Source organism: Vibrio sp. 10N.261.51.A4 (assembly GCF_041471945.1).
GTDB lineage: Bacteria > Pseudomonadota > Gammaproteobacteria > Enterobacterales > Vibrionaceae > Vibrio > Vibrio crassostreae_C.
This window is the reverse complement of the sequence record NZ_JBFRPJ010000101.1, coordinates 1-14,284: the sequence shown is the minus strand read 5'-3', so window position 1 is coordinate 14,284 and position 14,284 is coordinate 1. Positions and strand designations below refer to the sequence as shown.

Sequence of the window (14,284 nt, the reverse complement as noted above, 5' to 3'; positions counted from 1 at the left end):
TTAACGATGGCTACAGGTAAGATCGTACAGATCATCGGTGCGGTAGTCGACGTAGAGTTCCCACAGGGTGAAGTACCTCGTGTATACGACGCTCTGAATGTTAATGAAGTACAAGAACGTCTAGTTCTTGAAGTTCAGCAACAACTTGGCGGTGGCGTAGTTCGCGCAATCGTAATGGGTAGCTCTGATGGTTTACGTCGTGGTTTGACAGTTGAAAATACTGGCGCTCCAATCTCAGTACCAGTAGGTACTAAGACATTGGGTCGTATCATGAATGTCCTAGGTGACGCGATTGATGAGTGTGGCGAGATTGGTGCTGAAGAGCATTACGCCATTCACCGTGAAGCTCCAAGCTACGAAGAGCAGTCTAACGAGACAGCTCTTCTAGAAACTGGTGTTAAAGTAATCGACTTGATTTGTCCATTCGCTAAGGGTGGTAAAATCGGTCTATTCGGTGGTGCTGGTGTAGGTAAGACCGTTAACATGATGGAACTTATCAACAACATCGCACTTCAACACTCAGGCCTATCTGTATTTGCAGGTGTAGGTGAGCGTACTCGTGAAGGTAACGATTTCTACTTTGAGATGCAGGAAGCAGGTGTTGTAAACATCGAAAAACCTGAAGAATCAAAAGTAGCGATGGTTTACGGTCAGATGAACGAGCCACCAGGTAACCGTCTACGTGTTGCCCTGACTGGCCTAACAATGGCAGAGCGCTTCCGTGACGAAGGTCGTGACGTTCTACTGTTCGTTGATAACATCTACCGTTACACACTAGCAGGTACTGAAGTATCAGCACTTCTAGGTCGTATGCCTTCTGCGGTAGGTTACCAACCTACACTGGCTGAAGAAATGGGTGTTCTACAAGAGCGTATCACGTCAACTAAAGCGGGTTCTATCACGTCTGTACAGGCGGTATACGTACCTGCGGATGACTTGACTGACCCGTCTCCAGCAACAACGTTCGCTCACTTGGATGCAACGGTTGTACTTAACCGTAACATCGCATCTATGGGTCTATACCCTGCGATCGACCCGCTAGATTCTACTTCACGTCAACTGGATCCATTGGTAGTTGGACAAGAGCACTACGACATCGCTCGTGGCGTTCAGTCTACTCTTCAGCGCTATAAAGAGCTGAAAGATATCATTGCTATCCTAGGTATGGACGAGCTATCTGAAGAAGATAAGCAAGTTGTATCTCGTGCTCGTAAGATTGAGAAGTTCCTAACTCAGCCTTACCACGTAGCGGAAGTATTTACAGGTGACCCAGGCATTTACGTACCTCTTAAAGAGACTCTACGTGGCTTCCAAGGTCTTCTATCTGGTGAATACGATGACATTCCAGAGCAAGCGTTCATGTACTGTGGTGCAATTGACGAAGCTATCGAGAATGCTAAGAAGCTATAAGGCTAACTAGGAGGCGATATGGCAGCAATAACCTTTCACCTAGACGTTGTAAGTGCAGAGAAACAAATTTTCTCAGGCCTTGTTGAGACGTTTCAGGTGACCGGTAGTGAGGGTGAACTTGGTATTTTCCATGGTCACTGTCCACTGCTGACCGCTATCAAGCCTGGCATGGTGCGTATTGTTAAGCAGCACGGCCACGAAGAAATCATTTATGTTTCTGGTGGTATGGTAGAAGTTCAGCCTGGTACAGCAACTGTACTGGCTGATACAGCTATCCGTGGTGAAGAGCTAGACGCAGCAAAGGCGGAAGAAGCTAAGCGCAAGGCTGTGGAGAATATCCAAAATCAGCATGGCGACATAGACTTCGCACAAGCGGCCGGTGAACTGGCTAAAGCCATTGCTCAGTTACGAGTTATCGAACTGACAAAACAGCGTCGTTAATCTTTTTAAGATTACAGACTCTGAGATAAAGGCGACCTAAGGGTCGCCTTTTTGCATTTTTAGATTCTCAAAAATGCTTCTTTTACGTATCACTACTGGTTAAATGGTTATTGCGATTTAATTTTTTGCCCAAAAACGGTTACAATATCGGCTTAATAAAAATAACGTTGGATAGGTTTACAATGAAGTTTAGCGCGGTAATTCTCGCGGCGGGCAAAGGCACTCGCATGTATTCAAACACACCAAAGGTTCTGCACACACTTGCGGGTAAGCCAATGGTGAAGCATGTTATCGATACATGTAATGGTTTAGGCGCTCAAAACATCAACCTGGTTTACGGCCACGGTGGTGATCAGATGAAGGCTACTCTAGCTGAAGAATCTGTAAACTGGGCACTGCAAGCTGAGCAGCTGGGTACGGGTCACGCTGTGGATCAAGCATCTGCACATTTCGCTGATGATGAAAAAGTATTGGTGCTATACGGTGATGTTCCACTGATCTCACCTGAAACCATTGAAAACCTATTAGACGCTCAACCAAACGGTGGCATCGCGCTACTTACTGTCGTGTTAGACAACCCGATGGGCTACGGACGTATTATTCGTCGTAATGGCCCTGTTGTGGCTATCGTTGAACAGAAAGATGCAACGGATGAGCAGAAGCTTATCAAAGAGATCAATACCGGCGTTATGGTGGCGACTGGTGGCGATCTGAAGCGCTGGTTGTCAGGTCTAAGCAACGACAACGCACAGGGTGAATATTACCTGACTGACGTTATCGCTGCGGCTCACGACGAAGGTCGTGCAGTTGAAGCGGTACACCCAGTAAGCCCAATTGAAGTGGAAGGCGTTAACGATCGTTCGCAACTGGCTCGCCTAGAGCGCGCTTACCAAGCTACGCAAGCCGATAAGCTATTGAAGCAAGGCGTGATGCTACGCGACCCAAGCCGCTTTGATCTGCGTGGTGAACTGCAGTGCGGTATGGACGTTGAGATTGATACTAACGTTATCATCGAAGGCAGCGTAAGCATTGGCGATAACGTGGTTATCGGCACTGGCTGCGTGCTGAAAGACTGTGAGATCGATGACAACACAGTTATTCGTCCATACAGCGTAATCGAAGGAGCGACTGTTGGTGAAGACTGTACGGTTGGTCCATTTACTCGCCTACGCCCTGGTGCAGACATGCGTAACGATTCGCACGTCGGTAACTTTGTTGAAGTGAAGAACACTCGCCTTGGCGAAGGCTCTAAAGCCAACCACCTGACTTATCTTGGGGATGCTGAAATTGGTCAGCGCGTAAACGTGGGTGCGGGTGCAATTACTTGTAACTACGATGGGGCGAATAAGTTTAAGACCATTATTGGTGATGACGTATTCGTTGGTTCAGACAGCCAATTAATCGCGCCTGTTACGATTGGTAATGGTGCTACCGTTGGAGCTGGCTCTACCGTAACACGCGATGTTTCTGAAAATGAGCTGGTTATCAGCCGTGCGAAAGAACGTAAGATTGCTGACTGGCAGCGTCCGACTAAGAAAAAGTAGTCTCTTAATAAATAAGATGATTTAAATGAAAGTCAGTAGTACCGCTACTGGCTTTTTCTTATTTATCTAGATATAAAAAAAGAGCGAGTAATCTCGCTCTTTTTTGTTTTCGTTAACTTAGAAACTAGTCTTGTTTCTCGTCAGCGACTACTCGAGAGTTGTCAGGTGTCGCGAAGTGTTCAGAAAGCTCTTTGTTCGAAACAATATAGCCAACCCACAACGCACCCAAACAGATCACAACGGCAATACCCGTCGCGCTTAGTGCTTGGCTAGCCATTGCCGCGACCAATGCACTTGATAGGCCACTGATACTGATTTGCAGGCTGTTTTGTAGACCAGCAGCTGTTGCTGGGCTTTGTTTAGCGCTTGATAGAGCACGGTTTACTACGATTGGGTAAAGTGCGCCGTTTGCGACAGCAATCAAACAGAAAGGCGCAAGTAGAGGCCAGATTGACGTCAGTTCCCACTGTGATGCGATAAAGATAAGCATCGCCGCTACACTGAACAAACCGATAAGGTTTCTTAGTACAACGCCATCGCCATATTTCTTCACTGCTTGCTTACCGAAGTAACCACCCGCCATGAACGCGATTGTTTGTGGGATAAAGCTCAAACCGATGTCTTTTGCTTCATAACCTAGTTGAGCCATGATCTCTGGCATACCCGTTAGGTAAGCGAAGAACGCTGCAGATGCTGAAGCAAACATTAAGACATTACCCATGTAAGGCTTTGATTTAAGCAACATCTTGATGTCTGTCTTAATCGATGTCTGTTTTACTTCAGGCGCTTCTTTTGGTTGAGCCATTGTTGTCGCCACTAGCAGTGCACCCATCAAGGTTAATGTGATGAAGATGCTGTGCCAGCCAAAGCTATCCGCCAGTAACACACCTAGCTGAGGTGCTAATGCAGGAGATAGCGCAACCAAAGGCATGATGGTTGCAAAAATTTGTTGGCTACTGCTTTGTGAGTAACGCTTGATAACCATTGCTTGCCAGATTACCGCAGGAGCACATACGCCGATCGCTTGAATGAAGCGCAGTGTCAGTAGATGCCATACCTCGGTGCTGAATGCTAAGCCGAATGAAGCTGCAGTAAAGATAACAAGACCAACCGCCAGCGTATTACGGTGACCATACTTGTCACTCGCCAGACCCCAAAGAAGCTGACCCATTGCCATACCGCCAAGGAATACCGTTAAAGACAGGGCAATCTGCTCTGGGCCGGTTGCGAAATCAACTTCCATTGCCTTAAATGCAGGAAGGTACATATCGGTCGCAATAAAGCCAAGCATTGAAAGAACTGCAAGGTAGACCAATTGAAATTTAGAAATATTCATAAGATGCCATTAAGCTAAAGGTAATGATGTTTTTATCATCAAAAAAATTGTTTGATATACAGAAGTGAAGGCCCCTGTTTATTTATGCTGACATTCTATTTTTCAGACCTGATAAAATAAAACGCTAAAATATGTGGTTATCAATCAAAAAATTTGAAGGCTTATGTTCTCTAAATCCTCTTTAGAAATGCTCGATACGGTAGCGCGCTTGGGCAGTTTTACCGCGGCGGCTGAGCAGTTGCACAAAGTGCCCTCGGCGATCAGTTATGGTGTCAGACAGGTCGAACAAGAACTGGATGTGCTGCTTTTCAGGCGTTTACCGAGAAAGGTTGAGCTCACTCCGGCAGGTGAACTGTTCATTGAAGAGGCGCGTGCACTACTGAGGCAAATGGAAGAGGTCAGTGCCCAGACTCGTCGAGCAGCTCGAGGTTGGAAGAAAACCTTGCGTCTGACGCTCGATAATGTGGTGAAGCTCGACAAGATGAAGCCGATGATTGAAGAGTTCTATCAAACCTTTGAGTTTGCCGAACTTCAGATCAACATGGAGGTATTCAACGGCTCATGGGAAGCGATTGCACAGGGCAGGGCGGATATCGTGATTGGCGCCACCTCAGCTGTGCCAGTTGGTGGCGATTTTGAAGTCAAAGACATGGGGCAATTAGATTGGGCATTTGTAATGTCGCCAAGTCACCCGTGTGTGCGCGAACAGAACCTCAATGAAGAGTTCGTGAGCCAATATCCAGCCATCTGCTTGGATGATACCTCCAGTGTGCTCCCTAAGCGACACACAGGCCACTACTCAAGTCAAAGACGCCTGTTGTTACCCAATTGGTATAGCGCAATTGAATGCCTTAAAAATGGAGTAGGGGTGGGGTATATGCCGAGGCACATTGCCGCGCCAATTATCGAACAAGGCCTGCTGGTGGAGAAAATACTGCCTGAACCGAGTCCGCAGAGTCATTGTTGTTTGGTGTGGCGAAAAGACGATAACCATAAGTTGATCGATTGGATGGTGAAATACCTAGGATCGAGTGAACAACTTCACCAAGATTGGTTGGATCATCGCAAGGCGGTCTAATGATCTTAGCGAGAAGATCCTTTTCAAGTTTGAGTTGAATCAGCACCAATAAAAAGAGCGAGTAAATACTCGCTCTTTTTGATTCGGTCGTTAACTCTTATGACAAGAAGAACTTGTAGGAAGGGTTATCGGTTTCATCTTTACACTGATAGCCAAGCTCTCGTAGATGTGTTGAGAACTGAGCTAAATCATCATCATCCAGTTCGAATCCACACAATACACGGCCGTAATCAGCGCCGTGGTTACGGTAGTTGAACAGGCTGATATTCCAATGGGTACCTAAGGTATCAAGGAACTTAATCAATGCTCCTGGGTATTCAGGAAACTCGAAGCTGTATAGGCGCTCTTTCAATGGTTTTGATGGTTTGCCACCAATCATGTAACGAATGTGCAGTTTTGCCATCTCATCATCAGACAGATCGACGACTGGATAGCCACCTTCACGCAGGTCATTGATGATGTGCTCAAGTTCTTCCTGACCACCTTGCAGACGTACACCAACGAAGATATTCGCTAGGCTTTCGTCGTTGTGGCGGTAGTTAAACTCCGTCACCGCTCGGCCACCAATAATATTACAGAACTCTAGGAATGCTCCTTGTCGCTCTGGAATCGTAACCGCAAGTAGACCTTCTCGCTTCTCACCTAGTTCACAACGTTCAGAGACATAACGCAGACCGTGGAAGTTGGTGTTAGCACCAGACAATACCGTTGCTAATTGCTTGTCTTGCAGTTGGTTCTGTTCAGCAAACTTTTTCAAACCAGCCAGAGCAAGCGCTCCTGAAGGTTCAGCAATCGCACGAGTGTCTTCAAAGATGTCTTTCACCGCAGAGCATATCTCATCGCTAGAGACTGCAATGTGACCGTCAATGTACTGTTGGCAAAGACGGAATGTCTCTTCACCAATGCGTTTAACCGCAACACCATCAGCAAACATGCTGACCTGATCCAGTACTACTGGCTCACCGGCATCCAGTGCTGCTTTCAAGCAAGATGAATCTTCAGGTTCAACCGCGATGACTTTTATTTCCGGCATCAATTGCTTAACTAGCACGGCAACACCCGCAGCCAAACCACCACCACCGACAGGCACAAAGATGTAATCCATGTGACCATTTTGCTGAAGCATTTCCATACCCATGGTGCCCTGTCCGGCGATCACCAATGGGTGATCGAATGGAGGCACAAAGGTGTAGCCATGTTCAGCGGAAAGGCGTTCTGCTTCAGCTTTAGCTTCATCAAAGTTGCTGCCGTGTAGAACTACGTTACCGCCAAAGCCACGTACCGCATCAACCTTGATGTCTGGTGTGGTTTTTGGCATCACAATCGTGGTTTGAATACCAAGCTTAGAACCGGACAGCGCCATACCTTGAGCATGGTTACCCGCCGATGCAGCAATCACACCTGCGGCTTTCTGTTGCTCTGAAAGGCTTGATACCATGTTGTAGGCACCACGTAGCTTGAACGAGTGCACCGGCTGACGGTCTTCTCGTTTAAGCTGAACCTGATTACCAATGCGCGCGCTTAGACGCGGCATATCCTGTAGAGGTGTTACGATTGCCGCTTCGTAAACCGGCGCTCTCAGGATCTGACGCAGGTAATCTGCGCCACTTTGTTTTTTGGGACTGGAGGTGCCGTCACTCATAGTTAGCCCTCAAGTTTAGACTTATCACGTACTGCGCCTTTGTCGGCACTGGTCGCCATGCTTGCGTAAGCTTTCAGTGCGAAAGACACTTCACGCTGACGGTTTTCTGGTTTCCAGCCTAGTGCGTCTTGCTTAACACGACGCGCTTCTAGTTCAGCTTCAGGCACATCAAGTGTGATCGAACGGCTAGGGATGTCGATAGTTATGATATCGCCAGTGTTTACTAGACCAATCACACCGCCACTTGCTGCTTCTGGAGAAGCGTGACCGATAGACAGACCCGATGTACCACCCGAGAAACGACCATCTGTTAATAGAGCACAAGACTTGCCTAGACCCATTGATTTTAGGTAAGTGGTTGGGTAAAGCATTTCTTGCATGCCCGGACCACCTTTAGGACCTTCGTAACGAATAACAACCACTTCGCCCGCTTTCACTTTGCCACCTAAGATGCCATCAACAGCACTATCTTGGCTTTCAAATACGATAGCTGGGCCTTGGAATTTAAGGTTTTCTTCATCAACACCCGCGGTCTTAACGATACAACCATCAACCGCGATGTTACCTGAAAGTACCGCTAGGCCACCTTCTTGGCTGAATGCGTTCTCTTTGGTACGGATACAACCATCGACGCGGTCATCATCCAGGCGATCCCAACGACAATCTTGTGAGAAAGCTTTGGTAGTACGGATACCAGCAGGGCCTGCGCGGAAGAACTTAAGCACTGCTTCGTCTTCTGTCTGCATGATGTCGTATTGAGCTAGCTGCTCTTGCATGCTTAGGCCAAGTACAGTGCGAGTTTGATTGTTCAGTAGGCCTGCGCGGTCTAGTTCACCTAGGATAGCCATAACACCACCAGCGCGGTGAACGTCTTCCATGTGGTATTTAGGTGTTGAAGGCGCAACCTTACATAGGTGTGGAACGCGGCGAGACATCTCGTCGATATCACCCATATCAAAGTCGACTTCACCTTCTTGAGCTGCTGCCAATAGGTGAAGAACGGTGTTACTCGAGCCACCCATTGCGATATCTAGCGCCATAGCATTATCAAAGGCTGCGCGGTTAGCGATGTTGCGTGGCAGTGCTGATTCGTCGTCTTGCTCGTAGTAACGCTTAGTTAGGTCAACGATACGTTTACCTGCATTGATGAACAGCTCTTCACGGTCTGCGTGGGTTGCTAGCATAGAACCGTTACCTGGCTGAGATAGACCAAGCGCTTCTGTTAGACAGTTCATTGAGTTCGCTGTGAACATACCTGAACATGAACCACATGTCGGACATGCAGAACGCTCTACTTGCTCACTTTGCTCATCAGAAATGGTTGGATCGGCACCTTGGATCATTGCGTCAACAAGGTCTAGCTTGATGATTTGATCTGAAAGCTTAGTTTTACCCGCTTCCATTGGGCCGCCTGATACAAAGATCACTGGGATGTTAAGGCGCATTGCTGCCATCATCATTCCCGGAGTGATTTTGTCACAGTTAGAGATACACACCATCGCATCCGCACAGTGTGCATTGACCATGTATTCTACTGAATCCGCGATAAGCTCACGTGATGGCAGTGAGTACAGCATGCCGCCGTGGCCCATTGCGATACCATCATCGACTGCGATGGTGTTGAATTCTTTAGCGATACCGCCCGCTTTCTCGATTTCACCCGCAACCAGTTGACCCATATCTTTAAGGTGAACGTGGCCTGGTACGAATTGAGTGAACGAGTTTACAACTGCGATGATTGGCTTACCGAAGTCATCATCTTTAACGCCAGTTGCACGCCATAAAGCGCGCGCACCAGCCATGTTGCGTCCGTGGGTAGTCGTTGCTGAACGATAGATTGGCATTGCTTAAATCCTTATAAAATATTTGGCTGTTGCTTACTTAGTTGTTTGCGTTTGGTTTTCTGAAGTTTGGTCTGCTGGATAAACGTAGTCTAACCAGCCCCACTTATCTTCAGTGGTGCCATTGAATAGACCAAAGTAAGCCGCTTGAACTTTTTCAGTGATAGGACCGCGTTTGCCTTCACCTACTGTAATTTTGTCTACGCTACGAACCGGAACGATTTCCGCCGCTGTGCCTGTCATGAATACTTCATCAGCAAGGTATAGCGCTTCACGAGCAATGTTCTCTTCACGGATCTCATAACCCATGTCTTTTGCTAGTGTCATGATCGAATCACGCGTGATACCCGGCAGAATCGCACTGGTCGCTGGTGGTGTGGATAGCACGCCGTTACGTACCACAAAGATGTTCTCACCAGCCCCTTCAGAAAGGTAACCATCAACACTCAGTGCGATGCCTTCATCGTAACCATGACGGCGAGCTTCGCCACCAACTAATAGTGAAGATAGGTAGTTACCACCGGCTTTTGCTGCGGTTGGGATCGTGTTTGGAGCGGCACGGTTCCAGCTAGAAATCATTGCATCAACGCCGTTTTCTAGTGCTTCTTCGCCTAGGTAAGACCCCCAAGGGAAAGCAGCGATGATCAGTTCCATCTCAGTATTTTCTGGCGGGCAGACACCCAAACCAACGTTACCTACGAAACCTAGAGGGCGGATGTACGCTGACTCTAGCTTATTTTGGCGTAGCGTTTCGCGAGTCGCTTCCATAATTTCTTCCTCAGTGTAAGGAATAGGGAAGCGATAGATTTTTGCTGAGTCTTTTAGGCGCTTAGCATGTTCAGGGTGACGGAAGATAACCGGCCCTTTTGGTGTGTTGTAACAACGAACACCTTCAAACACAGAAGTACCGTAGTGCATTGCGTGAGTCAGGACGTGAACGTTCGCCTCTGCCCAAGGAACCATCTCACCGTTAAACCAAATATAGTCTGCCGTTTTAGCTGTCATGTTTGTGGTTCCTTATGCGTTTATCTTTTGTTGTAAGTTGTTGTTTGGCAATTCATTACGACTGATAGAGATAACGTCAACGGTACGCACATCCCACAGCTTTTCGATTTGATTGACTAAGAAAGAGATCGGACGGTCACTGTCTACAATGATCTCAACACTCGCCACTTTGCTTTCGTGGTTTTGAGTGCCCGCTACTTGCTTAACAATAAAGCCACGGTGGCGGATAACACGAAGAACACGCTCTAGTAGTACAGGCTTATCATCGGCTTTGATGTCTAATAGGTATCTTTTCATGTTATGTGTTCTCCAACATCTCACTGTTTGAAGCACCTGGCGGTACTAGTGGCCATACGTTCTCTTCTTCATCGATAAGAACATGAAGTAGGTAGGCGGTTTTGCTCTCTAGCATCTCTTTTAGTGCTGGCTCTACTTCTTCTTTACGCGTGATGGTTTTACCCGGGATATCGAACGCTTTCGCTAGCATTACGAAGTCTGGGTTGTCATCTAGGATAGTTTCACTATGGCGGCCATCGAAGAACAACGATTGCCATTGGCGAACCATACCCAAGCGAGAGTTGTTAAGAAGTACCATCTTCACTGGGATTTGGCGGCGTTTCAGCGTGCCAAGCTCTTGCACGTTCATCATGAACGAGCCATCACCAGAGATAAGAATAGATTGGTCATCAGGACGCCCAACCGAAGCACCCATTGCAGCAGGCAAGCCAAAGCCCATGGTGCCTAAACCGGCAGAGGTAATGAAGTTCTGTGGATCGCGAGGCTGAATGTGCTGAGCTGCCCACATTTGGTGTTGGCCCACATCAGTCGATACGATAGAGCTTGCTGGCATCATGTCTGACAGTTGCTTCAACAGCAGTGGAGCAAAAATCAGATCACCAGGGTGGTCGTAACGCCATTTGAATGAGCTACGAAGACCTTCAGAGTGATGAACCCAAGAGGAGATGTCTTGGCTTAGCTCTAGTTGAGGCATGATCTTGTTGATGTCACCGCGAATTGGCGCATTGGCAAGACGCAGTTTGCTGAACTCAGCGGCATCGATATCGATATGGATAACCTTAGCATGCGGCGCAAAGGTATCGAGTTTGCCAGTTACTCGGTCATCAAAACGAGCACCGACAACAATCAACAGGTCACTCTCTTGAACCACAAGGTTAGCGGCTTTAGTGCCGTGCATACCCAGCATGCCAAGGTAGTGTGGGTCGTCACGTTCGATAGTGCCCAAGCCTTTCAGTGTGCTTACTGCTGGCATTGGGTTTAGGCGTAAAAACTCACGAACCGCATCGGTTGCTTTAGCAAGTTGAACACCACCACCTACGTATAAAACAGGACGGGTCGCTTGAGACAAAAAGTACTGTGCCTGTTCAATGGCATCAGTTGTCGCAACAGGAATTGCGGGTGGAGTAAATTCAGGAAGAGCGTTAACAGGTGCTTCTGCTAGTTGAACGTCTTTAGCGATATCGACGATAACCGGGCCAGGGCGGCCAGACTTTGCTACCACAAACGCTTCAGCGAGGGTTGGAGCTAGCTCTTCAATATCAGTTACTAGGTAGCTGTGTTTAGTACATGACAGAGACATACCAATCACATCCATTTCTTGGAATGCATCGGTACCAATGTGGGAACTTGCAACCTGACCTGTGATAGCAACCAATGGGATTGAATCCATAAAGGCATCAGCAAGGCCAGTGACTAGGTTGGTTGCACCTGGTCCCGAGGTTGCCATACAAACAGCGACATCTTGTGTTGCTCTAGCCATGCCGATCGCGGCCATAGCGGCGCCTTGCTCATGGCGACATAGGATATGTTCAACCCCGCCGTCATAGAGTGCATCGTAGATTGGCATGATGGCACCACCGGGGTAACCAAATACGGTCTCAATTCCTTGTTGCTTGAGTGCGGATACGACTAGTTCTGCGCCTTTCATCGGAATTCTCCCGTATTACCTTTATTTTGGTAACTGTTTCCTTTGTCTCTGCACATCTTGTGCTCCCATTCTTCCTGTAAATCGGCAAAGCCGAAAATGCTCAAAAATATAAAAATCGAATGTTTAAATTAGAAAAAACCCCCGGACTTGTCAGTGCGGGGGTTTTTTCTAATTCGTGGTTACTTTCTTCCCACTCGCCCCCGCGCAGTCTTAATAATGACTACGATAATCAGGTTAATCAGTGCGTAAATGCGAGCGTTAAAAATCATAATATTCGAGTTTTCTCGTTTATTGTCTTCAGTAAATGTCTACATCTCTAGTGTTATCACACAAATCTGCCGCATGACAAGGGAAATGTCATTCTTTTTTCACATTAAAATACCATTCCACCAAGCTATATAACAACCTTATCGCTTTGGTGAGCAACGAATATCCAGAGCGAATACTTTTAAATCAAAGACAAAGGAAAGTTATGGGACTCGCGATAATTCATAGCCGAGCTAGTGTGGGTGTAGAGGCGCCAGAAGTGACCGTTGAGGTGCATATAAGCAACGGAATGCCTGGCTTCACGCTGGTGGGTCTACCTGAAACAACGGTCAAGGAATCTAAAGATCGAGTGAGAAGCGCGATCATCAATTCTCGCTTTGAGTTTCCATCGAAAAGAATCACGGTTAATCTCGCCCCAGCCGATTTGCCCAAAGAAGGTGGCCGTTTTGACCTGCCCATCGCGCTTGGGATTTTGGTGGCGTCAGATCAGCTTCCGACATCAAAAATAGCTCAACATGAATTTATCGGTGAGTTGGCATTGTCAGGAGAACTTCGCTCGGTAAAGGGCGTTTTGCCTGCGACGTTAGCCGCCGACAGTGTAGAGCGATGCTTAGTTGTCCCACATCATAACGGTGATCAGGCTGCGCTGGTGGGCAAGGGAGCGCATAAATCTGCACAAACCTTGTTGGAGGTTTGTGCTGACATGTGTGGACAGGCTCAGCTTGGGCTATATAGAACGGAACATCATCAGGCTGATGTTTCAGTGCTTCGCGACCTACAAGATATTATCGGCCAACAACAAGGCAAGCGAGCTCTAGAGATAGCCGCTGCTGGGAATCATAACTTATTGTTTCTTGGCCCACCCGGAACCGGAAAAACTATGCTCGCTTCTCGACTGCGTGACCTATTACCTGAAATGAGTGATGACGAAGCGATGGAAACCGCGTCGGTGGCCTCGTTAACGCAACAAGAAATCAATCAATACAACTGGAAGCAACGACCTTTTCGCTCTCCTCACCATTCCAGTTCAATGGCGGCATTAGTGGGTGGTGGTTCGGTGCCTCGCCCCGGAGAGATCTCTTTAGCGCATAACGGCTTATTGTTCTTAGATGAGATGCCGGAGTTTGAGCGCAAGGTGCTTGATTCATTACGAGAGCCACTAGAGTCGGGCGAGATCATTATCTCCCGTGCTGCGGGCAAGACTCGTTTTCCTGCGCGTTTTCAATTGGTCGGTGCACTTAACCCAAGTCCAACGGGTTATTACGAAGGTAACCAGGCGCGCGCCAACCCACAGATCATCCTGCGTTACCTCAATCGCTTATCTGGACCCTTGCTGGATAGGTTCGATATGTCATTGGAGATACCTCTGTTGCCAAAAGGAATGTTGGCCGAAGGCGGTGATCGCGGTGAAACCACTCAAGTAGTTAAGCAAAGGGTTAGGCAGGCGCGAGAGTTAATGCTATCTCGCAACCATAAATCGAATGCACTGTTAGGTAGCCGAGAAATTGAGAAGTATTGCCCACTGCGACGCGAAGATGCAGAGTTTCTTGAGACAGCACTACATCGCTTGGGTTTATCGATTCGTGCTTATCATCGAATTATTAAGGTGGCACGAACCATTGCCGACCTTGACGGTAACGAGCAGATCGAAAAGAAACATCTATCAGAAGCGCTAGGCTATCGCGCGATGGATCGCTTGCTGAAACAACTCACGGCTCAAGCTGTCTAGCAAGCAGAAAAAGCCTGCTTAGATGCCTGTCTCTTATACACAAATC

General features: G+C 47.7%; 11 protein-coding genes. 5 read left to right on the top strand and 6 right to left on the bottom strand.

The features are described 5' to 3' along the window. Positions 1-6 precede the first annotated feature (6 nt). The 3 genes from atpD to glmU all read left to right on the top strand — a co-directional run bounded on the left by atpD (position 7) and on the right by glmU (position 3,395). A complete protein-coding gene (gene atpD / locus AB4384_RS21020) occupies positions 7-1,410 on the top strand; it encodes a F0F1 ATP synthase subunit beta (protein WP_017058792.1) in 1,404 nt (467 codons plus the stop codon). A gap of 18 nt (positions 1,411-1,428) precedes the next feature. Then, on the top strand, positions 1,429-1,851 hold the full coding sequence (locus AB4384_RS21015; RefSeq protein ID WP_017058791.1) for a F0F1 ATP synthase subunit epsilon: 423 nt from the start codon (positions 1,429-1,431) through the stop codon (positions 1,849-1,851). A 182-nt stretch (positions 1,852-2,033) separates the two neighbouring features. Continuing rightward, the gene (gene glmU, locus AB4384_RS21010) at positions 2,034-3,395 is read left to right on the top strand and encodes a bifunctional UDP-N-acetylglucosamine diphosphorylase/glucosamine-1-phosphate N-acetyltransferase GlmU (protein WP_017063022.1); all 1,362 of its coding nucleotides are present in this window, start codon (positions 2,034-2,036) and stop codon (positions 3,393-3,395) included. Positions 3,396-3,519: 124 nt separating this feature from the next. Here the strand turns inward: glmU and punC are convergent, their stop codons facing one another. Next, entirely contained in the window at positions 3,520-4,731 is a 1,212-nt protein-coding gene (punC, locus tag AB4384_RS21005) for a purine nucleoside transporter PunC (RefSeq protein WP_017063021.1), read from the bottom strand. 163 nt (positions 4,732-4,894) lie between these two features. Between punC and punR the strand changes: the two genes are divergently transcribed. Next, entirely contained in the window at positions 4,895-5,809 is a 915-nt protein-coding gene (gene punR / locus AB4384_RS21000; RefSeq protein WP_102321082.1) for a DNA-binding transcriptional activator PunR, read from the top strand. Between the two features lie 97 nt (positions 5,810-5,906). On the opposite strand, the gene ilvA is transcribed toward punR, so the two are convergent. Genes ilvA through ilvG form a run of 5 tightly spaced genes read right to left on the bottom strand, consistent with a single transcriptional unit; the run spans position 5,907 to position 12,242 of the window. Then, positions 5,907-7,451 (bottom strand): threonine ammonia-lyase, biosynthetic, encoded by a 1,545-nt coding sequence (gene ilvA, locus AB4384_RS20995; RefSeq protein ID WP_102321081.1) that lies wholly within the window; start codon positions 7,449-7,451, stop codon positions 5,907-5,909. Positions 7,452-7,453: 2 nt separating this feature from the next. Beyond that, positions 7,454-9,295, bottom strand: a complete 1,842-nt coding sequence (gene ilvD, locus AB4384_RS20990; RefSeq protein ID WP_372130069.1) for a dihydroxy-acid dehydratase — start codon at positions 9,293-9,295, stop codon at positions 7,454-7,456. 33 nt (positions 9,296-9,328) lie between these two features. Next, positions 9,329-10,297 (bottom strand): branched-chain amino acid transaminase, encoded by a 969-nt coding sequence (locus AB4384_RS20985; RefSeq protein WP_017063017.1) that lies wholly within the window; start codon positions 10,295-10,297, stop codon positions 9,329-9,331. A 12-nt stretch (positions 10,298-10,309) separates the two neighbouring features. Next, positions 10,310-10,594, bottom strand: coding sequence for an acetolactate synthase 2 small subunit (gene ilvM, locus AB4384_RS20980; protein ID WP_017055442.1), 285 nt, complete (start codon positions 10,592-10,594; stop codon positions 10,310-10,312). A 1-nt stretch (position 10,595) separates the two neighbouring features. After that, on the bottom strand, positions 10,596-12,242 hold the full coding sequence (gene ilvG / locus AB4384_RS20975) for an acetolactate synthase 2 catalytic subunit (RefSeq protein ID WP_017058784.1): 1,647 nt from the start codon (positions 12,240-12,242) through the stop codon (positions 10,596-10,598). Between the two features lie 472 nt (positions 12,243-12,714). Here ilvG and AB4384_RS20970 point away from each other — a divergent pair, with 472 nt between their 5' ends. Further along, positions 12,715-14,238, top strand: coding sequence for a YifB family Mg chelatase-like AAA ATPase (locus AB4384_RS20970; protein WP_017058783.1), 1,524 nt, complete (start codon positions 12,715-12,717; stop codon positions 14,236-14,238). Positions 14,239-14,284 lie beyond the last annotated feature (46 nt).

Coding starts and splice junctions, on each gene's coding strand:
- atpD (WP_017058792.1), top strand. CDS start 7: ATGGCTACAGGTAAGATCGTACAGATCATCGGTGCGGTAGTCGACGTA.
- AB4384_RS21015 (WP_017058791.1), top strand. CDS start 1,429: ATGGCAGCAATAACCTTTCACCTAGACGTTGTAAGTGCAGAGAAACAA.
- glmU (WP_017063022.1), top strand. CDS start 2,034: ATGAAGTTTAGCGCGGTAATTCTCGCGGCGGGCAAAGGCACTCGCATG.
- punC (WP_017063021.1), bottom strand. CDS start 4,731: ATGAATATTTCTAAATTTCAATTGGTCTACCTTGCAGTTCTTTCAATG.
- punR (WP_102321082.1), top strand. CDS start 4,895: ATGTTCTCTAAATCCTCTTTAGAAATGCTCGATACGGTAGCGCGCTTG.
- ilvA (WP_102321081.1), bottom strand. CDS start 7,451: ATGAGTGACGGCACCTCCAGTCCCAAAAAACAAAGTGGCGCAGATTAC.
- ilvD (WP_372130069.1), bottom strand. CDS start 9,295: ATGCCAATCTATCGTTCAGCAACGACTACCCACGGACGCAACATGGCT.
- AB4384_RS20985 (WP_017063017.1), bottom strand. CDS start 10,297: ATGACAGCTAAAACGGCAGACTATATTTGGTTTAACGGTGAGATGGTT.
- ilvM (WP_017055442.1), bottom strand. CDS start 10,594: ATGAAAAGATACCTATTAGACATCAAAGCCGATGATAAGCCTGTACTA.
- ilvG (WP_017058784.1), bottom strand. CDS start 12,242: ATGAAAGGCGCAGAACTAGTCGTATCCGCACTCAAGCAACAAGGAATT.
- AB4384_RS20970 (WP_017058783.1), top strand. CDS start 12,715: ATGGGACTCGCGATAATTCATAGCCGAGCTAGTGTGGGTGTAGAGGCG.